This window comes from Klebsiella sp. CN_Kp100, from assembly GCF_040065315.1.
Lineage (GTDB): Bacteria > Pseudomonadota > Gammaproteobacteria > Enterobacterales > Enterobacteriaceae > Klebsiella > Klebsiella oxytoca.
In genome coordinates this window covers 391,511-414,477 of the sequence record NZ_JBEAIJ010000001.1, presented here as the reverse complement: position 1 = coordinate 414,477, position 22,967 = coordinate 391,511, and the positions used below count along the sequence as shown (strand labels likewise).

Below are 22,967 nucleotides of genomic sequence, written 5' to 3'. Positions count from 1 at the left end.
GGGACATCCATTCAACAAATCGGCAAGGGATAATTATGGTAAAGCATGCGCCCGCTCACAAGGAAGCGGCGACGATGTAAATTCTTTTTTCTTGCCGTTTTTGCTTATGCCTCGCCGGATCTTTCTTTCACTTCAGCTATAAACTTTCAAAATAAAATATTTATCTTTCATTTTGCGATCAGTTTAACACTTTTAAACCTTTTAAAATGATTAAAATTAGCCGCCAGTTAGCAAGAAAAATAACACGCTGAAGGAGAGAACAATGATTGAAGTCGTTACCCACGGCGCCGAGTGGTTTATCGGCCTGTTTCAGAAGGGAGGCGAGGTATTCACCGGAATGGTCACCGGGATCCTGCCTTTGCTGATCAGCCTGCTGGTGATCATGAATGCGCTGATCAACTTTATCGGTCAGCAGCGGATCGAAAAGCTGGCGCAGCGCTGCGCCGGTAATCCGATCTCGCGCTACCTGCTGCTGCCCTGCATCGGCACCTTCGTTTTCTGTAACCCGATGACCCTGAGCCTTGGGCGCTTTATGCCCGAGAAATACAAACCGAGCTACTACGCGGCGGCCTCCTACAGCTGCCACTCAATGAACGGCCTGTTTCCGCATATCAACCCCGGCGAACTGTTCGTCTATCTGGGGATCGCCAACGGGCTGACCACCCTCGGCCTGCCGTTAGGGCCGCTGGCGGTGAGCTATTTGCTGGTGGGTCTGGTGACGAACTTCTTCCGCGGCTGGGTAACCGATCTGACCACGTCGATTTTTGAGAAAAAAATGGCCATCCAGCTTGAGCAGAAAGTCCACCTGTCAGGAGCGACATCATGACCCGTATTCGCATTGAAAAAGGCACCGGCGGCTGGGGCGGACCGCTCGAACTGGACGCCGTTGCCGGTAAAAAAATTGTCTATATCACCGCGGGCACCCGTCCGGCGATCGTCGATAAAATTGCCCGCCTCACCGGCTGGCAGGCGGTCGATGGTTTTAAAGAGGGCGAGCCGCCGGAAGCGGAAATCGGCGTGGCGATTATCGACTGCGGCGGCACCCTGCGCTGCGGTATCTACCCGAAGCGCCGCATCCCGACCATTAATATTCACGCGACCGGCAAATCGGGTCCGCTGGCGCAGTATATCGTCGAAGATATTTACGTTTCCGGCGTCAAAGAAGAGAACATTTTCGCCCTGGAAGATGGCCCCTCCCCGGCCCCGCAGGCCGCGCCAGCCCAGCCGGCGGTCCGCGACTATGACACCAGCAAGAAAATCACCGAGCAGAGCGACGGCCTGCTGGCCAAAGTCGGCATGGGGATGGGTTCCGTCGTGGCGGTGCTGTTCCAGGCCGGGCGCGACACCATCGATACGGTGTTGAAAACCATTCTGCCGTTTATGGCCTTCGTCGCGGCGCTGATCGGCATCATCATGGCCTCCGGCATCGGCGATTGGGTAGCCCATGGCCTGGCGCCGCTCGCCAGCCATCCGCTGGGCCTCGTCACCCTGGCGCTGATCTGCTCTTTCCCGCTGCTGTCGCCGTTTCTCGGCCCCGGCGCGGTCATCGCCCAGGTTATCGGCGTGCTGATTGGCGTGCAGATTGGCCTCGGCAATATTCCGCCGCATCTCGCCCTGCCCGCGCTGTTCGCCATCAACGCCCAGGCCGCCTGCGACTTTATCCCGGTTGGCCTGTCGCTGGCGGAAGCTCGCCAGGATACGGTGCGCGTTGGCGTACCGTCGGTTCTGGTGAGCCGCTTCCTGACCGGCGCGCCAACGGTGCTGATCGCCTGGTTCGTTTCCGGATTTATTTATCAATAAGAGGTGCCTGAAGATGACCGTGATTTACCAGACCACGATTACCCATATCGGCGCCAGCGCGACGATGGCGCTGGAGGAGCAAATGCTGATCACCTTCCGCGAAGGCGCCCCGGCCGATATCGAAGAGTACTGCTTTATTCACAACCACGGTGAGCTGTCCGGCGCGCTGGCGCCGGGCGCGGAACTGCTGCTTGGCGAGCTGCGCTACCCGGTCACCGCCGTCGGCGACGTTGCCGAACAGAACCTGCGCGAGCTGGGCCATATCACGCTGCGCTTTGACGGGCACCGCGAAGCGGAATTCCCCGGGACCGTACACGTGGCGGGCCCGGTGCCGGAAGGCATCGCCACCGGCTGCGTACTGAAATTTGTTGCTTAAGTTGTAAGGAGAAAATTATGAATCAGGTTGCTGTTGTCATCGGTGGGGGACAAACCTTAGGAGAGTTTTTGTGCCGCGGGCTTGCCGCAGAAGGCTATCGCGTGGCGGTAGTCGATATTCAGAGCGATAAAGCGACCCGCGTCGCCCAGGCCATCAACGCGGAGTATGGAGAAGGCACTGCGTGGGGCTTCGGCGCGGACGCCACCAGCGAAGCCAGCGTGGTCGCCCTTGCTCGCGGAGTGGATGAAATATTTTCCCGCGTCGATCTGCTGGTCTATAGCGCCGGGATCGCTAAAGCGGCGTTTATCAGCGACTTCGCGCTGGGGGATTTCGACCGTTCGCTGCAGGTGAATCTGGTGGGCTACTTCCTCTGCGCCCGCGAGTTTTCCCGCCTGATGATCCGCGACGGCATTAAAGGTCGCATCATCCAGATTAACTCTAAATCCGGCAAAGTGGGCAGCAAGCATAACTCCGGCTATAGCGCGGCGAAGTTCGGCGGCGTGGGGCTGACGCAGTCGCTGGCGCTGGACCTCGCGGAGTATGGGATTACCGTGCATTCTCTGATGCTGGGCAACCTGCTGAAGTCGCCGATGTTCCAGTCTCTGCTGCCGCAGTACGCCACCAAGCTGGGGATCCCCGAAGAGCAGGTCGAGCAGTATTACATCGATAAAGTCCCGCTAAAGCGCGGCTGCGATTACCAGGATGTACTTAACGTGCTGATGTTTTACGCCAGCCCGCAGGCTTCATACTGTACCGGGCAGTCCATCAACGTCACCGGCGGGCAGGTGATGTTTTAAAACGTTGCGCACTGTTTCCCCGGAGGCGATGCTGCGCATCTGTCCGGGCTACCGATTATGCGGCTGTCTGGTAGCCCGGACAGGCGCAACGCGCCGCCTCCGGGGAAATATCGCACACGCCTTAAGGAGACTTTATGGTTACCGCACTTATCACCGTCGCCGCCATCGCCTGGATAACCCAGCTCGCCTTTGGCGGCTGGCAAATCAGGCAGTTCAATCGCGCATTCGATCGGCTGTGCCAGCAGGGACGCGTCGGCGTCGGCCGTTCCTCGGGGCGGTTCAAGCCGCGCGCCGTCGTCGCCATCGCCGTCGACGAAAACGACCGCATTTGCGATACGCTGCTAATGAAAGGCCTCACCGTCTTCGCCAGGCCGCAAAAAATCCCCGTCCTGACCGGTAAACATCTTGAGGAATTGCAGCCTGATGTGATCTTTCCCAATGATCCGCTTTGTCAGAATGCACTATCATTAGCGCTTAATCCGAAACATGGATAATTTCGTTGTGAACGTTAATATCTTGCGAAATTATCATTTCGAAACTTTAAACGCAGGATACAACGCTTATGAAACCACGTCAGCGCCAGGCAGCCATTCTCGAGCACCTGCAATCGCAGGGCAAATGCTCGGTCGAAGAGCTGGCGCAACACTTCGACACCACCGGTACCACCATCCGTAAGGATCTGGTGATCCTTGAGAATGCCGGTACCGTTATCCGTACTTACGGCGGCGTGGTGTTAAATAAAGACGAGGCCGATCCGCCCATCGACCACAAAACGCTGATTAACACCCATAAAAAAGAGCGGATTGCCGAAGCCGCCGTCAGCTTCATTCACGATGGCGACTCGATCATTCTTGACGCCGGCAGTACGGTGCTGCAAATGGTACCGATGCTCAGCCGCTTCAATAACATTACCGTGATGACCAACAGCCTGCATATCGTCAACGCCCTCTCTGAACTGGATAACGAACAAACCATCCTGATGCCGGGCGGCACGTTTCGCAAAAAATCGGCCTCCTTTCACGGCCAGTTGGCGGAAAACGCCTTCGAACACTTCAGCTTCGATCGACTGTTTATGGGCACCGACGGCATTGATTTAATCGCCGGCGTCACCACCTTTAATGAGGTTTATACGGTCAGCAAAGCGATGTGCAATGCCGCCCGCGAAGTTATCCTGATGGCCGACTCGTCGAAGTTTGGCCGCAAAAGTCCCAATATCGTCTGCGGCCTGGAGAGCGTGGACAAACTGATTACCGATGCCGATATCAGCCCGGAATTTAAGCGGGCGCTGGAAGACAAAGGCATCGAAGTCATTATTACTGGAGAACATCATGAGTAACTTTCTGTTAGAAGCCGGACGCCAGACCCTGATGCTGGAGCTTCAGGAGGCGAGCCGCCTGCCTGAACGCCTGGGCGACGACTTCATCCGCGCGGCGGAAACCATCATCCACTGCGAGGGCAAACTGGTCGTCTCCGGTATCGGTAAATCGGGTCATATTGGTAAAAAGCTGGCCGCCACCTTCGCCAGCACCGGCACCCCGGCATTTTTTGTTCACCCGGCGGAAGCGCTGCACGGCGACCTCGGAATGCTCGACAGCCGCGACGTGATGCTGTTTATCTCTTACTCCGGCAGCGCCAAAGAGCTGGATCTTATCGTTCCGCGCCTGGAAGAAAAATCCATTCCGCTGCTGGCGATGACCGGTAAATCCACTTCACCGCTGGCGCTGGCGGCCAAAGCGGTGCTCGATATCGCCGTAGAGCGCGAAGCCTGCCCGATGCACCTCGCGCCCACCTCCAGCACCGTCAATACCCTGATGCTCGGCGACGCGCTGGCCATGGCGGTCATGCAGGCCCGCGGCTTTAACGAAGAAGATTTCGCCCGTTCGCACCCGGCGGGCGCGCTGGGCGCGCGACTGCTGAACAAAGTCCATCATCTGATGCGCCGCGATGGCGACGTGCCGCGCGTCGCTAACGACACCAGCGTCATGGACGCGATGCTCGAACTCAGCCGCACCGGCCTGGGGCTGGTGGCGGTTTGCGATGAACGCAATCACGTGCAGGGCGTCTTTACCGATGGCGACCTGCGCCGCTGGCTGGTGGGCGGCGGCAGCTTACAGGATATCGTCAGCCAGGCAATGACCCGCAACGGCGTCACTCTGCAAGCGGAAAGCCGCGCGATAGAAGCCAAGGAGCGCCTGATGAAGCACAAAATCAGCGCCGCTCCGGTAGTGGATGAAAACGGCCAGCTGGTCGGCGCGATTAACCTGCAGAACTTTTATCAGGCCGGGATCCTTTAAGCCCCAGACGTTTCGCCAGCCGGTGCAGGTTGGCGACGTCGAGCTCCAGCGCGCGGGCGGCTGCGGCCCAGTTTCGACGGTTATCCGCCAGCGCTCTGGCGATCGCTTCGCGCTGAAACGCCTCTGTCGCCTCGCGCAGGCTTACTGCTCCCACCGACGGCTGCGGGGTAACGGTCGGCAAGGCCGGCGTTTCCTCGGCAAACTGGAAATGCTGCGGCTCCAGCACCACTTCATTACCCGCCTGCGTCGCCCGCGCCAGCACCACCGCCCGATGAATCGCGTGCTCCAGCTCGCGCACGTTGCCCGGCCATGACCACGCAAGCAGCCTGCCGCGCGTCGCCTCGCTTAAAATCACCTGCGCCAGCCCCATGCGCACACGACACTGTTCGCAAAAATAACCGGCCAGCAGCACCACGTCATTGTCCCGCTCGCGCAGCGCCGGAACCGACAGCGGAAACACGCTCAGCCGATGATACAAATCGGCGCGAAAACGCCCCTCCACGACCTCCTGACGCAGATCGCGGTTAGTGGCCGCCAGCACCCGCACATCGACCCGCAGGCTGCGGTCGTCGCCGACGCGCTGAATATCGCCATACTGCAGTACCCGTAGCAGCTTGGCCTGGAGCGCCAGCGAAAGCTCGCCAATTTCATCGAGAAATAGCGTTCCGTTATCTGCCATTTCAAACTTACCGCTGCGGTTGCTGATCGCCCCGGTAAATGCCCCTTTGACGTGGCCAAACAGTTCGCTCTCCGCCACGCTCTCCGGCAGGGCCGCGCAGTTGAGATAGACCAGCGGATTGGCCGCCCTCGGCGACCCCTGATGCACCGCTTTCGCCACCAGCTCTTTGCCGGTGCCGGTCTCGCCGCTAATCAGCACGTTTAAGTCAGAGGCCGCGACGATGTCGATCTCCTTCTTCAACTGCAGCATCGGCGCCGACAGGCCAATGATCTCCTGACGTTCGGATACCGGATACACGATAGCCTGTTCCGGCAGCACGTTTTGATTCTCCAGCCTGGCGATCAGCAGCGCGTTATTGAGCGCCCCGGCGACCAGAGCGGCTATCAGGCGCAGCTCCTCGTCGCTAAAGCTGTCAAAACGGTCCGCATCCATCCCGTCGAGGGTGAGCGCGCCGATCAGAGTTTGCCCGGCAAACAGCGGCAGGCCGACGCAGGCGTGCACCTTCAGGCTCTCCTGACCGGGGATCAGCCCGTCGTAAGGGTCCGGCAAATCGCTGTCCGCCGGGAACCGCACCACGTCCCCCGCCCGGGCAATCGCCTCCAGCCGCGGGTGGCCTTCAAGGGCAAAGCGTCGGCCAAGCACGTCTTGGGCCAGGCCATCAATCGCCAGCGGCACAAACTGGTGCGCCTCATAGCGCAGCAGCGCCGAGGCATCGCAGCCGAGTATCTGCCGCAGGGTGGTAATCAAACGCGAGAAACGGTCGGCATGGCCGAGATCACTTTGTAAATCAATGGCGATTTTCGCCAGGGCCTCGACGGAGAAACTCATGTTCGCCTCATAGTCATTTTGACATTTAACATAGTCATATCGACTATTTTAACCATTGTCATTTTGACATCAATGAATTTTAATAAAAATATAAAAACCATTAAATTCAATAAATTAAAAAGTTGGCACGCAACTTGATATAAGCAAAACATCCTATTTGAACAATGCTGAATTAATTGAGGTTGCTATGTCTATTCTGGTTAAAAATAACATTCATTGGGTTGGTCAACGCGACTGGGAAGTGCGTGACTTCCACGGGACGGAATACAAAACGCTGCGCGGCAGCAGCTACAACAGCTATCTTATCCGGGAAGAAAAAAATGTGCTGATCGATACCGTCGATCATAAATTCAGCCGTGAATTCGTGCAAAATCTGCGCGGCGAAATCGATCTCGCCGATATCGATTACATCATTATCAACCACGCGGAAGAGGACCATGCCGGCGCGCTCACCGAACTGATGACGCAAATTCCGGACACGCCGATTTACTGCACCGCCAACGCCATCGACTCCATCACCGGACACCATCATCACCCGGAGTGGAATTTCAACGTGGTGAAAACCGGCGACAGCCTGGATATCGGCAACGGCAAGCAGCTGATTTTCGTCGAAACCCCGATGCTGCACTGGCCGGATAGCATGATGACCTACATGACCGGCGACGCGGTGCTGTTCAGCAACGACGCCTTCGGCCAGCACTACTGCGATGAACATCTGTTTAATGATGAAGTTGACCAGGTTGAGCTTTATGAGCAGTGCCAGCGCTACTACGCCAACATTCTGACCCCGTTCAGCCGTCTGGTGACGCCGAAAATTACCGAAATCCTCGGCTTTAACCTGCCGGTAGATATGATTGCCACCTCCCACGGCGTGGTCTGGCGCGATAATCCGACGCAGATTGTCGAAAAATATCTCGAGTGGGCGGCGGATTATCAGGAAGACCGCATCACGATTTTCTACGACACCATGTCCAACAATACCCGCATGATGGCCGATGCGATCGCTCAGGGCATTACCGACGTGGATCCGCGCGTGGCGGTGAAAATCTTCAACGTCGCCCGCAGCGATAAAAACGACATTCTGACCAACGTGTTCCGCTCGAAAGGCGTGCTGGTCGGCACCTCAACCATGAATAACGTGATGATGCCGAAAATCGCCGGGCTGGTGGAGGAGATGACCGGCCTGCGTTTTCGCAATAAGCACGCCAGCGCCTTCGGTTCCCACGGCTGGAGCGGCGGCGCGGTTGATCGCCTGTCCACGCGTTTACAGGATGCGGGCTTTGAAATGTCCCTGAGCCTGAAGGCCAAATGGCGTCCGGATCTCGACGCGCTGGAGCTGTGCCGTGAACACGGTCGCGAAATCGCCCGCCAGTGGGCCCTCTCCCCGCTGCCGGCGAGCCAGGCCAAACACGCCGCGACTGAGGTAACGCCCTGCGCAGCGCCAGCGGCAGCCGATCTCGGCCCGAAAATGCAGTGCAGCGTTTGCCAGTGGATTTACGACCCCGAACAGGGCGAACCGAACCAGGACGTCCAGCCGGGTACGCCGTGGAGCGAAGTCCCGGATAACTTCCTCTGTCCTGAATGTTCTCTGGGTAAAGATGTATTTGACGTACTGGCATCGGAGGCAAAATGAGTGATGGCATCGTCATCATCGGCTCGGGCTTCGCGGCCCGTCAACTGGTGAAAAATATTCGCAAGCAGGACCCGAACATCCCGCTGACCCTGATCGCCGCCGACAGCATGGATGAGTACAACAAACCGGATCTCAGCCATGTGGTCAGCCGCGGGCAGAACGCCGACGACCTGACCCTGCAAACGGCGGGTGAGTTTGCCGAGCAGTACAATCTGCGCCTGTTTCCGCATACCTGGGTCAGCGATATCGACGCTGATAATCAGCGGGTGAAGAGCCAGGACCGCGAATGGCGCTATGACAAACTGGTACTGGCCACCGGCGCGACGCCGTTTATCCCACCGGTGCCGGGCCGCGAGCTGATGCTGACGCTGAATAGCCAGCGAGAATACGGCGCGGCGCAAAGCCAACTGCGCGATGCAAAAAGGGTGCTGATCGTTGGCGGCGGTCTGATTGGCTGCGAGCTGGCGATGGATTTCTGCCGCGCTGGCAAAGCGGTGACGGTCGTGGATAACTCCGCCAGCGTGCTGTCGGCGCTGATGCCGCCGGAAGCCAGCAGTCGACTGCAGCATCGTCTGACCGACATGGGCGTGCATCTGATGCTGAAGACTCAGTTGGAAAGCCTGGAGCAGAGCACTGACGGGATTCGCGTCACCCTCGACCGCCAGCGTACGGTGATGGTGGATGCGGTAGTGGCCGCCGCCGGTTTGCGCCCGGAAACGGCGCTGGCGCGGCATGCGGGGTTGAAGACGCACCGTGGCGTGGTGGTGAACAGCCAGCTGCAAACCAGCCATCCGGCGATTTACGCCCTTGGTGATTGCGCGGAAATCAACGGCATGGTCCTGCCTTTTCTGCAGCCGATTCTACTAAGCGCCATGTGTCTGGGTAAAAACCTGTTGGCCCAGCAGGGCGAGCTCAAGCTGCCGCCGATGCTGGTGAAGGTCAAAACGCCGGATTTACCGCTGCATCTGGCGGGCGATACCCGGCGTGAGGATCTGACGTGGAATATCGTTGCAGCCAAAGATGGCCTGGTCGCGAAAGGCGTTGACGCCGAAAACCGGCTGCGCGCGTTTGTGGTTAGCGAAGATCGCATGAAAGATGCTTTTGCCCTGCTCAGGCAGTTGGTGAGTTAACCTCGATGAAATGAGGTTATTCCCGGGTCGCGGCGTAAACGCCTTACCCGGGCTACCGGATCTCAGACGGCAGTAGCCCGGGCAGGCGCCTTGCGCCGCCCCCGGGAGCTGCGCGCAGAGTGGCATAATTTCCCGGAGGCGATGCTTGCGCATCTGTCCGGGCTACCGCCAGCAGACGGCTGTTAACCTGTAGCCCGGCTAAGCGCAGCGCAAGCCGGGGAAAGCCCAACCTACCGCGCCAGGTTATCGTACCCGCGCCAGCGGTAGTTGAGCACCGACAGCACCCAGCAGGCCACGAACAGCCCGACCACTGCAAAACCGGCGTCGCCGAGATGGTCGTTCAATGCGCCGACCCAGCGCCAGACGCCGCCGCTCAGAGAGAACTTATCCATCAACAGCCCCAGCGCCTCCAGGCCGCCGATAAATAGCGCCACCACCACCGAGGTGCCGGTAATAGTCATATTGTAATAGAGCTTGCGCTGCGGCTTGCTGAACGCCCAGCCGTAGGCGCCGACCATCAGCACGTTATCAAGCGTATCCACCAGCGCCATTCCGCTGGCGAACAGCGCCGGAAAAACCATAATCGACCAAATCGACACCCCGCTCGACGCGCTGGCGGCGGAGATCCCCAGCACGCCGACCTCCGTCGCCGTATCAAAGCCGAGGCCAAACAGAAAGCCCACCAGATACATCTGCCAGCTGCGGCTAATCAGGCGGAATGTTTTCGCGAACAGCCAGCTCATCATACCGCCGCCGGTCATAATCTCATCGCTCACCTTTTCGCCTTGCTTCCACGCCTGAAAGCTGCGCCAGACGCTGCGCAAAATGACCAGGTTGATAAGAGCCATCACCAGCAGGAATAGCGCCGATACGGCGGTGCCGATAACGCTGCCGGTCTCGTGAAACCAGCTCATCTGCTGGCCAAACGCGGTGGCGGTCGCGGCAATCGCCGCCGAAGCCAGCACCACAATCGACGAGTGTCCCAGAGAAAACCACGCGCCAACGGCAAAAGGCCGCTTCCCCTGCTGCATCATTTTGCGGGTCACGTTGTCGATCGCCGCGATATGGTCGGCGTCCACCGCGTGGCGCAGACCATATCCCCAGGCCAGCAGGCTGGCGGCCATCAGCGCGCCGCTGCCGCCGAACGCCGCAAACGCCCAGCCCCAGGCCAGCAAATTGGCGGCAATTAATGCCAGCACCAGCGCCGCTGCGCGCGGCTGCTGACGCAAAATCGTCACTATCATATGGGTATCCTTTAAGCCTGCAGGCGGGCCGCAGCGACGATCGCCTGGCCGAGGGCAATCGCACCATCTCCTGCGGGCAGCTGCTGCGGAAAAAGCAGAGTAAAATCGGCCAGATAAAAGGTCAATCGCGCCGTCAGCAGCCGGTTGTGCAGCACCCCGCCGCCGAAGGCCAGCGTGTGAATGTTCCGCGCGTTCGCGCAATCGCGCATCATCGCCGCCAGCCCGCGGGCCAGCGCATCATGAAAGGCCCACGCTTTTTGCGCCAGGCCCGCCTGCCAGCTCAGCCACTGCCGCCAGAACGTCGCCAGGTCCAGTTTACCTTCGCGCCACGGCAGGGTCACCGGATGATCCACGCCTTCGCAGGTCGCCGCCAGCGCTTCCAAACGGCATGCCGCCTCCCCCTCATAGCTCAGGGCTAGCGGCGCACAGCCCAGCGCGCAGGCGACGGCGTCAAACAGACGGCCGCACGACGATGCCTGCGGCGCATTAATACCACGCTCGATTGCTCGCGCCAGCAGCGGCCAGTTTTGCTGGCGCAGCGCGGCGGTGTCGGCATAATTCTGCCATTCAGGGACAAACGCCAGGCAGTGGGCGAGCAGATTGCGCCACGGCTGACGCGCCGCGAGGTCGCCGCCGGGCAGCGCCACCGACGGCAGACCGCCAAGATGCTCACACTCGCGATAGTTGACCCGCAGGCACTCGCCGCCCCACAGTTCGCCATTTTCCCCCATCCCGATGCCGTCGAGCGTCAGGGCAATCACGTCGCCGCCCTCCAGCGGCCAGCGATGCTCGGCCAGGCACGCGGCAGCGTGGGCATGATGATGCAACACCCGCTCCACCGGCAGCATAAGCGACGCCGCCCACCGCGAAGCGCGGTAGCCGGGATGGGCGTCGGCAACCACCCGCTGCGGCGTAAAAGCGTAGATCTCCTGCATCAGGCGCAGCGCCTGCCGCCACTGCGCCTCAACGCCCTCCTCGTCGAGATCGCCAAAATGCTGGCTGAGCACCGCTTCGTCGCCGCGCAGCAGGCAGAACGTATTTTTCATATCCGCGCCGAGGGCCAGCAGGGGCGGCGCATCGTGAAACCCCGGCGGCAGCGCCAGCGCGTCCGGCACGTAGCCGCGGGCGCGACGCAGCATCTCGCCGCTTTGCCGCACTACGGAATCATCCATCCGCTGCACAATCTCGCGGTTATGCAGCAGAAAACCGTCGGCAATCCCGGCTAAATCCGCCAGCGCCTCTGCGTTGGTTAACGCCGGCGGGCGACCGCTGAGGTTGCCGGAGGTCATCACTAATGGGCGCGCCAGCGCCTGCGAAAGTAAATGCTGCAGTGGATTAGACGGCAGCATCCCCCCTACTTCCGCAAGCCCTGGCGCAATCTGGTCGCACAGCCCGGCCACCTGCGTTTTATCCAGCAGCACGATCGGTGCGGCGGGGGACGTGAGCAGCGTCACCGCCGGTTCATCGAGCCCCGCCGTTGTCGCCAGCATCACCGCCAGCGGTTTCGCCGGGCGATGCTTGCGCGCCCGCAGCCTCGCGACGGCCTCAGGATTTCCGGCATCGCACAACAGATGGAAACCACCCAGCCCTTTCACCGCCACTATATCGCCCGCCATCAGGCGAGCCGTCGCCGCTTCAAGAGCCGCCTCGCCAAATGAATGCGCCTGCGGCCCGCGCCACTCCAGCCGTGGCCCGCACTCGGCGCAGGCTACCGGCTGCGCGTGGAAACGGCGATCGGCGGGGTCGCCATACTCCGCCGCACAGGAGGTGCAGAGTGGAAACGGCGACATAGAGGTCAGTGGACGGTCGTAGGGCATGGCGCGAATAATGGTAAAGCGCGGCCCGCAGTGGGTGCAGTTGATAAACGGATAGCGGTAGCGGCGCTCCTGCGGGTTGTTCATTTCCGCCAGGCATGCCGGGCAGGTAGCGGCATCGGGCACAATCTGCGTGCGCATGCTTCCGGCCCCGCTTTGGCGAATGGTAAAGCCTGGCGGCGCAGCGTCCCAGACAAAAGGCGCCGCTGCCGCGCTGTCGATACGCGCCAGGGGCGGGCAGCGCCGGGTTAACGCGGCGAGAAATGGCGCATCACCGCCGACAAGGCGCACCAGCACGCCGTCGCCGTCGTTGCACACGTCGCCGCGCAGCCCCAGCTGCTGCGCCAGCTGCCAGACGAAGGGGCGGAATCCCACCCCCTGCACTTTACCGCGAATGCGGATCTGCACCCCGTTCATTGCGCGACCGGCTTACCAGGCCAGCGCGGTGCGGCGGCGTTTTTCGATATTCATCTGTTCGAGCTTGTTGCGGTCGACGCAAATCAGCGCGTGGGTCGGACAGGCATCCATACAGGCCGGGCCTTCCTCACGGTGGTGGCAAAGGTCGCATTTGTTGGCTTCGGCTTTTTCCGCCATCACGTTCAGCCCCGCGCCGCTGTGGCGGATAACCGGGCGCACCACCACTTCCATGGCGCCGTACGGACAGGCCACCACGCAGGTTTTGCAGCCAATACAGCGCTCCTGCATCACGTGGACGAAGCCCTGGTCGCGGCTGATCGCGCCGTTCGGACAGACGTTGGCGCACGGCGCGTCTTCGCATTGACGACAGGCGGTGGCCGTCGACACGTTAACGCCTTTGATCACGTGAATACGCGGTAAAAAGCTTTTTGGCGTCAGCGCGGCGCAGTCCTGATTTTCCTGATGAGAGACCACGCAGGCCACTTCACAGGTGCGGCAGCCGATGCATTTGCTTGCGTCGGCGATAATGAAACGGTTCATCCATTTCTCCAGCAGTAAAAAGGTTACGCGCCGGAGCATGCATAATACGTTCCAACTTTTATCCAATTGATATTAAACAAGATAAATACGGAAGATACTGTCATCGTCAGTTGTGACGATGACAGCTGACGACGTCAGGCATGCGGGCCGGGGACCACCGAGTCGCGTTCAATCAGCTCGCCGGGGAAGAGTTGCTGAAATTTAAAATCGCCGCCGTCGAGCATAAAGATCAGCCGGTTGATGCTCTCTTTGATCATCTCCGTCACCGGAACTTTGACGCTGGAGAGCGCCGGAACCATATACGGCGCCAGCGCGATATCGTCAAACCCCACGACCGAGACCTGCTCCGGGATCTTGACGCCGATCTGATGCAGCTGTTTCATCGCGCCAACCGCCATATCGTCGTTGCTCGCCACCAGCGCGCTGTAGCCGACGCGGCGCTGGCGCAGCGTTTCGACCCCCGCCGCGCCGGTTTCCGGCGTCCAGCGGCCTTCGACGATCAGATCGTTATTCAGGGCAATGCCGTGGCGGGCCAGCGCGTCTTTATAGCCCGAGAGACGCTCAACGCCGGTTGGCGAATCCAGCGAACCGGTAATAAACGCGATTTCCCGATGGCCCAGCGCGATAAGCTTTTCCACCGCCATCATCGCCGAAGCTTTTTGATCGGACCAGACGCAGTGGCTGGCGTTGCGGCGCAGGCGCCGGTTGAGCACCATGATGGGCCGCTCATGATTTTCGATAATCTCATCCATCTCATCAACGCTGAGAAAGCGCGGATAGATAATTATCGCATCGCAGCGCAGATCGAGCAGATACTCAATCGCCTCGCGCTCCTCCTCCGCGCTGTGCTTACCGTCGGCGAGGATCAGCTGCCGCCCTTTGTCTTCGGTCATCCGCGCGACGTGGTAGAGCAGTTCGCTGAAATAGACGCCGTGATAAAGGGTGTTGGTCACCACCAGCCCGAGGGTCTGCGTCTTTTTCGTCGCCAGGTTGCGCGCCAGCAGATTCGGCCGGTAGCCGCTTTCGGCCACCGCCTGGAAGACGCGATCTTTGGTCTCCTGGCTGACATAGCCGTTCCCCGACAGCACCCGCGAAACGGTGGCCTTTGACACCCCCGCGCGCTTCGCTACCTCCAGCATCGTTGCCATGTGGTTATTCCTGTTGCCAATGTTGCCCGCAGTGTACTGCACACGCTGCGCTTTTTCAGCATTTGCGCGTCGCCCGCGCGGATGCGCACAAAGCGATCAAAATCACAAAATCGAGATCTTATTTTTTTATTTCTTGTATGCATTCATGAAACTAATCATGATTTTGTGGAACCGGTTTCCTATGTATGCATGATGCCGCACCGCTTTCCGGCGCGGTGACAAGCCAGTACCCCATTGATAAACAGGATAAAATCCGATGTCTAAAAATTATGCAGCTCTGGCGCAGCAGATTATCGCGGCAATCGGTGGCGCAGATAACGTTGCCGCCGTCACCCACTGCATGACCCGCCTGCGTTTCGTGGTCAAAGACAACGAGCGGGTCGACAGCGCCACCCTCAAAGGGCTGAAAGGCGTGCTCGGCGTGGTGCGTAGTGATAACCAGTGCCAGGTGATCGTGGGCAATACCGTCTCCCAGGCGTATCGCGAAGTGGTCGCGCTGCTGCCGGGGGATCTGCGCCCGGCCGAACCGCAGGGGAAACCGCCTATTACCCTGAAACGCATCGGCGCCGGGATCCTCGACGCGCTGATCGGCACCATGTCGCCGCTGATCCCGGCGATTATCGGTGGATCGATGGTTAAGCTGCTGGCAATGATCCTCGAGATGACCGGCGCTCTGCCCAAAGGCGCGCCAACGCTGACTATTCTGACGGTGATCGGCGACGGCGCGTTCTTCTTCCTGCCGCTGATGGTCGCCGCTTCCGCAGCGGTGAAGTTCAAAACCAATATGTCGCTGGCGATTGCCATTGCAGGGGTGCTGGTGCACCCGAGCTTTATCGAACTGATGGCCAAAGCCGCCCAGGGCGAGCACGTGGAGTTTGCCTTTATTCCGGTGACGGCGGTGAAATACACCTATACCGTGATCCCGGCGCTGGTGATGACCTGGTGCCTCTCTTATATCGAACGCTGGGTCGACCGTATCACCCCGGCGGTGACAAAAAACTTCCTTAAACCGATGCTGATCGTATTGATCGCCGCTCCGCTGTCGATTCTGCTGATCGGCCCGCTCGGCATCTGGATCGGTAGCGCCATTTCCGCGCTGGTCTATACGATCCACAGCTATCTCGGCTGGCTGTCGGTGGCGATCATGGGCGCCCTGTGGCCGCTGCTGGTAATGACCGGGATGCACCGGGTCTTTACCCCAACGATCATTCAGACCATCGCCGAAACCGGCAAAGAGGGCATGGTGATGCCGTCGGAAATCGGCGCTAATCTGTCGCTGGGCGGCTCGTCGCTGGCGGTGGCGTGGAAAACCAAAAACCCGGAGCTGCGCCAGACGGCGCTGGCGGCCGCGGCTTCTGCAATTCTGGCGGGGATTTCCGAACCGGCGCTGTACGGCGTGGCGGTGCGGCTGAAGCGACCGCTGATCGCCAGCCTGATTAGCGGCTTTATCTGCGGCGCGGTGGCCGGCATTGCCGGGCTCGCCAGCCACTCGATGGCGGCGCCGGGCCTGTTCACCAGCGTCCAGTTTTTCGACCCGGCCAATCCGATGACCATCGTCTGGGTCTTTGGCGTCATGGCGCTGGCGGTGGTGCTGTCGTTTGTCCTGACGCTGATGCTCGGCTTTGAAGATATTCCGCAAGAAGAAGCCGCCGCCGACGCCAGACAGCGTCAGGCCGGCACCCAGGCTTCTCACGCCTGAACACCATTTTGTTAACGAGGTAACGCATGGCGACTTTTCCACAGGGATTTTTATGGGGCGGCGCGCTGGCCGCCAACCAGTCCGAAGGGGCATATCTGGAGGGCGGCAAAGGGCTGACCACCGTCGATATGATTCCTCACGGGGCTCACCGCCTCGCGGTCAAGCTGGGGCAGGAGAAACGCTTCGCGCTACGCGAAGATGAGTTCTACCCGAGCCACGAGGCGATCGATTTTTATCATCGTTATAAAGAAGATATCGCCCTGATGGCGGAGATGGGCTTTAGCGTCTTCCGCACCTCTATCGCCTGGAGCCGCCTCTTTCCTGAGGGCGATGAGCTGGAACCGAACCCGGAAGGGATCGCCTTTTATCGCTCGCTGTTCGAGGAGTGCAAAAAGCACCGCATCAAGCCGCTGGTGACGCTGTGCCATTTCGACGTGCCGATGCACCTGGTTACCGAATACGGCTCCTGGCGCAATCGAAAAATGGTGGAGTTCTTCACCCGCTACGCCCGTACCTGTTTTGAAGCTTTTGATGGTTTGGTGAAATACTGGCTTACCTTCAATGAAATCAACATTATGCTGCATAGCCCGTTCTCCGGCGCCGGTCTGGTGTTTGAAGAGGGGGAAAATCAGGAGCAGGTGAAATACCAGGCCGCCCATCATGAACTGGTCGCCAGCGCCTTAGCGACCAAAATCGCCCACGAGGTGAATCCGCAAAATCAGGTCGGCTGTATGCTGGCGGGCGGCAATTTCTACCCTTACTCCTGTAAACCGGAAGACGTGTGGATGGCGCTGGAAAAAGATCGCGAAAACTTGTTCTTTATCGATGTCCAGGCGCGCGGCGCGTATCCGGTGTGGGCGGCGCGGGTATTCCGCGAGAAAGGCGTGACTATCGCCAAAGAGTCCGGCGATGATGAGATCCTGCGCCATACCGTCGATTTCGTCTCCTTCAGCTACTACGCTTCGCGCTGCGCATCGGCGGAGATGAATGCCGGCAACACCAGCGCCGCCAATATCGTTAAATCACTGAAAAACCCGCACATCAAGGCCAGCGAATGGGGCTGGGGCATCGACCCGCTCGGCCTGCGCATCACCATGAATATGATGTATGACCGCTACCAGAAACCGCTGTTCCTTGTGGAAAATGGCCTCGGCGCGCGCGATGAGGTGGAGGCTAACGGCGAGATTAACGACGACTATCGCATCAGCTATCTGCGCGAGCATATTAAAGCGATGGGTGACGCCATCGAGGACGGCATTCCGGTGATAGGCTACACCAGCTGGGGCTGTATCGACCTGGTATCCGCCTCCACCGGTGAGATGAGCAAGCGCTACGGCTTTGTCTACGTTGACCGCGACGATGCCGGCTGCGGTACGCTGGCGCGAAAGCGCAAAAAGTCGTTCTGGTGGTATAAGAAGGTGATTGCCAGCAACGGGGAAGATTTGGCGTAGTGCGCCCCGCAGGCTGAGGGATACTCAGCCTGACAAACACCTGCAACACGGAAATTTTCCCGGCTCGCGCTGCGCTTAGCCGGGCTACAGATTCATCAACGCCCGCGGGCCGGTAGCCCGGAGAGATGCCCAGCATCGCCTCCGGGAATGGCAAACGCCAGGGTGACAAAAGTCGTCGTAGCCCGGGTAAGGCGTTTACGCCGCGACCCGGGGAAAAAAGTAAACCTGCTCCCCCTGATCGAACTCCAGGCTTGCGCTGCGCTTAGCCGGGGAACGCCGGCTCCTCTGCGGCTTCAAGTGCCGCAAAACCCCCCTGCCCCTGCCACCCATCAAGCCGCGCGTACACCGCTTCGACCGCGTCCTTAATCGGCTGGGTCATCGGGTAATAAAAGCCGACGATATCCGGCTGAATACCCAAAAAAATCACCTCGCCGATATCCTCTTTTAGCTGATCGATCAGATAGTTGAGCGGCATATTGTGGGTAGTCATCATAAACATCTCGGCGATATCGTCCGGATCGACGATGCGGATCTCGCCGGGGTTCAGACCCATATCGGTGGCATCGACGATCAGCAGGCGCTCGGGGCGCAGCTCGCGAATGGCGACGATATCGTTTTCCGGCGCGCTGCCGCCGTCAATCACCACCCAATCACCGACGGGATTAGCCGCGCACATCTCCGCCAGCAGCGGGCCTGCGCCGTCGTCGCCCATCATGCTATTGCCGACACAGAGTAAAACGTCAGTCACGGAGTCTCCTCACCATCAGATAGATGGCGCTTTCCTGGTGAATATCATGCAGCATGCTGAGCAGCGTTTTGCTCCACGCCTGCTGCTCGGGGGTCTGTCGCGCCAGCGCTTTATCAAAAGCGTTAGCCAGCATCGTCACATGATTGCTGTCGATAACAATCTCGCCGTACTTCGGCACGCCTTCCATTTTACGCCGCGCGGTGCTGCCCTCTTCGAGGGTCGCAATCCACGCCAGATACGCCTGCCACGGGCAGCTCAGCGCCGCCTCGAGGCAGTCGATGACGCCGAGGTGGTGGCCAATCGCCAGGCTGTAATAGACCACCTGCTGCGCCTGGTCAGGTGTCGCGTCGTTCTCATCAATAAATTTACGGCTCAGCTGACTGAACACCACCGTCTCGCTCATCGGATACGCGCTCCTTCTACGACCTGGTTCAGATGGGTGACGATCTCGGTCAGACGCGGATCTTTTTCCGCCTCCAGCCAGCGCATCACCTGGCTATCGCCCTGCCCCAGCAGGCGCATATAGTCATCGGCAATCTGCCGGCCGTAGCGATAGCCCGCCAGCCGGCGCGCTTCGCGATCGATGCGCACCCGCAGCGGCTGTACCATATCCGGGTGCAGGAGCTCGGTCGACTGCTCGTCCTGCTCGCCCGGCACGCGGGCGTGGATTTTCTGTTCCAGCAGGCCCAGCGCCATCGCGAAGCCGTACAGCGTCGCGGCCGGGGTCGGCGGGCAGCCGGGAATATAGACATCCACCGGCACGATTTTATCGGTTCCGCCCCACACGCAATAAAGGTCGTGGAAGATGCCGCCGCTGTTGCCGCAGGCGCCATAGGAGATGCAGATTTTCGGATCCGGCGCGGACTGCCACGCGCGCAGTGCGGGAGAACGCATCGCCCGGGTCACCGCCCCGGTAAACAGCAGAATATCGGCGTGACGCGGCGACGGCACCACTTTGATCCCAAAGCGCTCGGCGTCAAACAGCGGCGACAGGGTGGCGAAAATCTCGATCTCGCAGCCGTTGCAGCCGCCGCAGTCCACCCGATAAACGTAGGCGGAACGCTTAATTTTCTTCAGCAGCGATGCCTTCATGCTGGCGATGGACTCATCCACCGTCATCGGCACCGGAATGCCGTTGTCATCGCGCGGGCCTAATAAGTTGCTCATCAGCTGGCCTCTCTCATATGGCGAGTCAGTTCAATACGGTCGGACGGCACCAGGCACTTCTGGCGTTTACACTCCGGGCAGGTCTCGAAGCTTTCGCGATGCAGCTCGGCGCGGCTATCGCCGTTGTGTTTGAGCAGCGCGATGGCATAGTCGATCTCTTTCTGTACGGCGAATGGGCGTTCACACACCCGGCAGTGGCAAATGGCAAAACGCGATTGCTGGAGAAAATCCTCTTTCTTCCATACCGCCAGCTCGTACTCCTGAGAGAGCTTAATCGCCGCCGTCGGGCAGACCTCTTCGCAGCGTCCGCAGAAAATGCAGCGCCCGAGGTTGAACTGCCACGCCAGCTGGTTGGTGGCGAGATCGGTTTCTACCGTCAGGGCGTTCGACGGACAGGCGTTAACGCAGGCGGCGCAGCCGATACACTGCTGCGGATTATGCTCCGGTTTGCCGCGGAAATTTTTATCCACCGGCATCGGCTCCAGCGGGTATGAGTGCGTCGCGGTGCCGGTTTTGATGACTTTTTTAATAAAGGTAAACATGGCGATTCCTTATTTCAGCGGCGAGTTCTTACGCTCGATGCTGTAGCGCTCCAGCTCTTTGTACGGCACCACTTTGCTTTTCTTCTTGCGCACGTCGACCACCGTCATGCGATCGGTACAGGAGTAGCACGGGTCAAGGCTGCCGATGATCAGCGGCGCGTCGGAGACGGTATTGCCGCGCAGCATATAGCGCAGAGTCGGCCAGTTGGCGTAGGTCGCCGCCCGGCAGCGCCAGCGGTACAGCTTCTGGTTATCGCCGGTCATACTCCAGTGGATATCATCCCCGCGCGGCGCTTCTGAGAAGCCGAGCGCGAAGCGGTGCGGAATATAGGTGAAGCCCTCCACCATCAGCGGGCCGCCCGGCAGGTTATCGAGGCCAAAGTCGATCATGTTCAACGCGGTGTAGACCTCGTTGATGCGCACCTTCAGACGCGAGATGACGTCGCATCCCTGTTCGCTGTGCACTTCCATCGGCAGCAGGCCGTAGCCGACAAACGGGTGATCGGCGCGGGTATCGCGGGCGTGCCCGCTGGCGCGCACCATCGGGCCAACGTTGCTGAAGTCGCGGGCGATTTGCGGGTCGAGACGACCAATGCCCACGGTACGCTGCTCCATATTCGGCGTGCTGAGCAGCATATCCACCAGCTCCTGCACGTCGCGACGCATCTGCTGCGCCAGCTGGCGGGTCTGGATCATGTCCTCTTTCAGCAGATCGCGACGAATGCCGCCAATCAGGTTCAGACCGTAGGTTTTACGCGCCCCGGTAAGAATTTCCGCCATCTTCATCGAGGTTTCGCGCACGCGGAAGAACTGCATAAACCCGGAGTCGAAGCCGGTAAAGTGGCAGGCGAGGCCGAGGTTCAGCAGGTGCGAGTGCAGGCGCTCCACCTCCAGCAGAATGGCGCGGATCATCTGCGCGCGCTCCGGCACTACGATGCCCATCGCGTTCTCTACCGAAGTGGTGTAGGCGGTGCTGTGGGCGAAACCGCAGATACCGCACACGCGGTCCGACAGGAAGGTGACTTCGTTGTAGCCCATCCGGGTTTCCGCCAGCTTTTCCATCCCGCGATGAACGTAGAACAGGCGGTAGTCGGCGTCGATAATATTCTCGCCGTCAACGAACAGGCGGAAGTGGCCCGGTTCGTCGGAGGTGACGTGCAGCGGGCCAATCGGCACCACGTTGTTTTTCTTGCTGCCCAGCTCGTTGATAAACTCGTAGGTTTCGGCATCGGTGGTCGGCGCCGGGCGTTGACGGTAGTCCATGCTGTCTTTTCGCAGCGGATAGAGTTCATCCGGCCAGTCGTCCGGCAGCACCAGCCGGCGCTCGTCCGGCAGCCCCACCGGCACCAGACCATACATATCGCGCACTTCGCGCTCGCCCCACACCGCCGCCGGCACGCGTGGCGTCACCGACGGATATTCCGGTTTATTGGCGTCCACTTCCACGCGCACGGTGATCCAGCATTTCGTGCCCTGCTCCATCGACAGCACGTAGTAGACGGCGTAGTGGCCGTTGAGCTTGCGTTCGTCGTTGCCAAACAGCACAGACAGCCAGCCGCCCTGCTTGTAGTACAGGAACTCGACCACTTCCGGCAGATAGTTGACCTTTACCGTGACCGTCAACTGGTCTTTGGTCTGCCAGGCTTCATCCAGCACCACGCCCGGAAAGGCCTGATGCAGCGCGGCGAGATAGTGTTGACCGATTTTTTCTTCAGACATGCTCAAACTCTCTTAAATCACGCCACCAGCAAGGAGACGAAGGCTAAAAAGGCAAAACCAAACCCGGCCCAGGTGACGCGGGAGGTGGCGCAAAAGCGCAGACGCGCCATGCTGTTTTCGAACAGCGCAATCACCAGCACGCCAAGCACCAGCTTGACGACGGCAACTACCAGCGCCAGCAGCAGACCGCCGACGCTAAAGCTGGTCATCTGTCCCCACGGGATAAATACGCCGACGAACATTTGCAGGACCACCAGCTGCTTGAGGCTGATGCCCCACTTCAGCACGCCGAAGCCGCTACCGCTGTATTCCGAGAGCGGGCCTTCCTGAAGCTCCTGCTCCGCTTCCGCCAGGTCGAACGGCAGCTTGCCCATTTCGATAAAGGTGGCGAAGGCGCAGGCGCACAGCGCCAGAATCAGCGGAAGAGTGCGGGCGACAGGCCAGTGATAAATGGTGTCGGTGATACTGCTGATATGGGTGGATCCGGCGACCTGAGCCGCGACCCACAGGCCGAGCAGCAGGATAGGCTCCACCAGCACGCCGAGCATCGCTTCACGGCTCGCCCCGATAGCGGTAAACGGGCTGCCGGTATCGAGGCCGGAGATAGCGAAGAAGAAACGGGCGATGGCGAACAGGTAGATCAGGGTAATCAGGTCGCCCAGCCCCGCCATCGGCGAATCAACGGTCACCACCGGCAGCGCGGTAGCGATGGTCAGCATCACGCCGACCATCACGTACGGCGTCAGGCGGAAGACCCAGCCGGAGGCATCCGGGCCAACGCTCTGGCGCCCCAGCAGTTTCAGGATATCCCGGTACTCCTGCAGTACGCCCGGGCCGCGGCGATTATGCAGACGCGCGCGGGCGACGCGGGTCACCCCGGACAACAGCGGCGCGACGGCGAACAGCACCAGCGCCTGCAACAATGCAATTAATACGCTCAT

22 protein-coding genes are annotated in these 22,967 nt (G+C 60.0%); 11 read left to right on the top strand and 11 right to left on the bottom strand.

The window, feature by feature from the left end; all coding sequences use genetic code 11:
• Positions 1-262 precede the first annotated feature (262 nt).
• From srlA to gutQ, 7 genes are all read left to right on the top strand, one after another.
• Complete coding sequence (gene srlA / locus ABLV12_RS01975) at positions 263-826, top strand: PTS glucitol/sorbitol transporter subunit IIC (RefSeq protein WP_004104818.1); 564 nt, start codon at positions 263-265, stop codon at positions 824-826.
• Positions 823-1,800, top strand: coding sequence for a PTS glucitol/sorbitol transporter subunit IIB (locus ABLV12_RS01970; RefSeq protein WP_064397939.1), 978 nt, complete (start codon positions 823-825; stop codon positions 1,798-1,800). The genes srlA and ABLV12_RS01970 overlap by 4 nt, the downstream gene beginning before the upstream one ends.
• Before the next feature lie 13 nt (positions 1,801-1,813).
• On the top strand, positions 1,814-2,176 hold the full coding sequence (gene srlB / locus ABLV12_RS01965) for a PTS glucitol/sorbitol transporter subunit IIA (protein ID WP_023321492.1): 363 nt from the start codon (positions 1,814-1,816) through the stop codon (positions 2,174-2,176).
• A 17-nt stretch (positions 2,177-2,193) separates the two neighbouring features.
• Complete coding sequence (gene srlD / locus ABLV12_RS01960; protein WP_004104822.1) at positions 2,194-2,973, top strand: sorbitol-6-phosphate dehydrogenase; 780 nt, start codon at positions 2,194-2,196, stop codon at positions 2,971-2,973.
• 134 nt (positions 2,974-3,107) lie between these two features.
• Entirely contained in the window at positions 3,108-3,467 is a 360-nt protein-coding gene (gene gutM, locus ABLV12_RS01955; RefSeq protein WP_049594151.1) for a transcriptional regulator GutM, read from the top strand.
• A gap of 68 nt (positions 3,468-3,535) precedes the next feature.
• Complete coding sequence (locus tag ABLV12_RS01950; RefSeq protein WP_004104826.1) at positions 3,536-4,309, top strand: DNA-binding transcriptional repressor; 774 nt, start codon at positions 3,536-3,538, stop codon at positions 4,307-4,309.
• On the top strand, positions 4,302-5,267 hold the full coding sequence (gene gutQ, locus ABLV12_RS01945) for an arabinose-5-phosphate isomerase GutQ (protein ID WP_004104827.1): 966 nt from the start codon (positions 4,302-4,304) through the stop codon (positions 5,265-5,267). Before ABLV12_RS01950 ends, gutQ begins: the two co-directional genes overlap by 8 nt.
• Here the strand turns inward: gutQ and norR are convergent.
• Positions 5,230-6,774, bottom strand: a complete 1,545-nt coding sequence (gene norR, locus ABLV12_RS01940) for a nitric oxide reductase transcriptional regulator NorR (protein ID WP_023321493.1) — start codon at positions 6,772-6,774, stop codon at positions 5,230-5,232. The two genes, gutQ and norR, sit on opposite strands and share 38 nt — an antisense overlap.
• Before the next feature lie 187 nt (positions 6,775-6,961).
• Between norR and norV the strand changes: the two genes are divergently transcribed.
• On the top strand, positions 6,962-8,407 hold the full coding sequence (norV, locus tag ABLV12_RS01935; protein ID WP_004114730.1) for an anaerobic nitric oxide reductase flavorubredoxin: 1,446 nt from the start codon (positions 6,962-6,964) through the stop codon (positions 8,405-8,407).
• Complete coding sequence (norW, locus tag ABLV12_RS01930) at positions 8,404-9,537, top strand: NADH:flavorubredoxin reductase NorW (RefSeq protein WP_017145508.1); 1,134 nt, start codon at positions 8,404-8,406, stop codon at positions 9,535-9,537. The genes norV and norW overlap by 4 nt, the downstream gene beginning before the upstream one ends.
• Positions 9,538-9,767: 230 nt before the next feature.
• Here the strand turns inward: norW and ABLV12_RS01925 are convergent, their stop codons facing one another.
• The 4 genes from ABLV12_RS01925 to ABLV12_RS01910 all read right to left on the bottom strand — a co-directional run bounded on the left by ABLV12_RS01925 (position 9,768) and on the right by ABLV12_RS01910 (position 14,700).
• Entirely contained in the window at positions 9,768-10,781 is a 1,014-nt protein-coding gene (locus ABLV12_RS01925; RefSeq protein WP_004104831.1) for a HoxN/HupN/NixA family nickel/cobalt transporter, read from the bottom strand.
• A gap of 11 nt (positions 10,782-10,792) precedes the next feature.
• Complete coding sequence (gene hypF / locus ABLV12_RS01920; RefSeq protein WP_348866743.1) at positions 10,793-13,012, bottom strand: carbamoyltransferase HypF; 2,220 nt, start codon at positions 13,010-13,012, stop codon at positions 10,793-10,795.
• Positions 13,013-13,024: 12 nt separating this feature from the next.
• Entirely contained in the window at positions 13,025-13,552 is a 528-nt protein-coding gene (hydN, locus tag ABLV12_RS01915) for an electron transport protein HydN (protein ID WP_004104833.1), read from the bottom strand.
• A 134-nt stretch (positions 13,553-13,686) separates the two neighbouring features.
• On the bottom strand, positions 13,687-14,700 hold the full coding sequence (locus tag ABLV12_RS01910) for a LacI family DNA-binding transcriptional regulator (RefSeq protein WP_105890653.1): 1,014 nt from the start codon (positions 14,698-14,700) through the stop codon (positions 13,687-13,689).
• Between the two features lie 256 nt (positions 14,701-14,956).
• On the opposite strand from ABLV12_RS01910, the gene ascF reads away from it, so the two are divergent.
• Both ascF and ABLV12_RS01900 read left to right on the top strand, forming a co-directional pair.
• Entirely contained in the window at positions 14,957-16,399 is a 1,443-nt protein-coding gene (gene ascF / locus ABLV12_RS01905; protein WP_004104835.1) for a PTS cellobiose/arbutin/salicin transporter subunit IIBC, read from the top strand.
• Positions 16,400-16,425: 26 nt separating this feature from the next.
• Positions 16,426-17,850 (top strand): 6-phospho-beta-glucosidase, encoded by a 1,425-nt coding sequence (locus ABLV12_RS01900; RefSeq protein ID WP_348866742.1) that lies wholly within the window; start codon positions 16,426-16,428, stop codon positions 17,848-17,850.
• A gap of 262 nt (positions 17,851-18,112) precedes the next feature.
• Here ABLV12_RS01900 and hycI read toward each other — a convergent pair whose 3' ends face one another.
• Genes hycI through ABLV12_RS01870 form a run of 6 tightly spaced genes read right to left on the bottom strand, consistent with a single transcriptional unit; the run spans position 18,113 to position 22,967 of the window.
• The gene (gene hycI, locus ABLV12_RS01895; protein WP_004104842.1) at positions 18,113-18,598 is read right to left on the bottom strand and encodes a hydrogenase maturation peptidase HycI; all 486 of its coding nucleotides are present in this window, start codon (positions 18,596-18,598) and stop codon (positions 18,113-18,115) included.
• Positions 18,591-19,001 (bottom strand): formate hydrogenlyase maturation HycH family protein, encoded by a 411-nt coding sequence (locus ABLV12_RS01890; RefSeq protein WP_049095217.1) that lies wholly within the window; start codon positions 18,999-19,001, stop codon positions 18,591-18,593. Before ABLV12_RS01890 ends, hycI begins: the two co-directional genes overlap by 8 nt.
• Positions 18,998-19,765 (bottom strand): NADH-quinone oxidoreductase subunit B family protein, encoded by a 768-nt coding sequence (locus ABLV12_RS01885; RefSeq protein ID WP_053064378.1) that lies wholly within the window; start codon positions 19,763-19,765, stop codon positions 18,998-19,000. Before ABLV12_RS01885 ends, ABLV12_RS01890 begins: the two co-directional genes overlap by 4 nt.
• Positions 19,765-20,307, bottom strand: coding sequence for a formate hydrogenlyase complex iron-sulfur subunit (locus ABLV12_RS01880; protein ID WP_004104848.1), 543 nt, complete (start codon positions 20,305-20,307; stop codon positions 19,765-19,767). Before ABLV12_RS01880 ends, ABLV12_RS01885 begins: the two co-directional genes overlap by 1 nt.
• A gap of 9 nt (positions 20,308-20,316) precedes the next feature.
• Positions 20,317-22,026 (bottom strand): formate hydrogenlyase subunit HycE, encoded by a 1,710-nt coding sequence (gene hycE / locus ABLV12_RS01875; RefSeq protein WP_014839316.1) that lies wholly within the window; start codon positions 22,024-22,026, stop codon positions 20,317-20,319.
• Positions 22,027-22,043: 17 nt separating this feature from the next.
• Positions 22,044-22,967, bottom strand: a complete 924-nt coding sequence (locus ABLV12_RS01870; protein ID WP_004104852.1) for a respiratory chain complex I subunit 1 family protein — start codon at positions 22,965-22,967, stop codon at positions 22,044-22,046.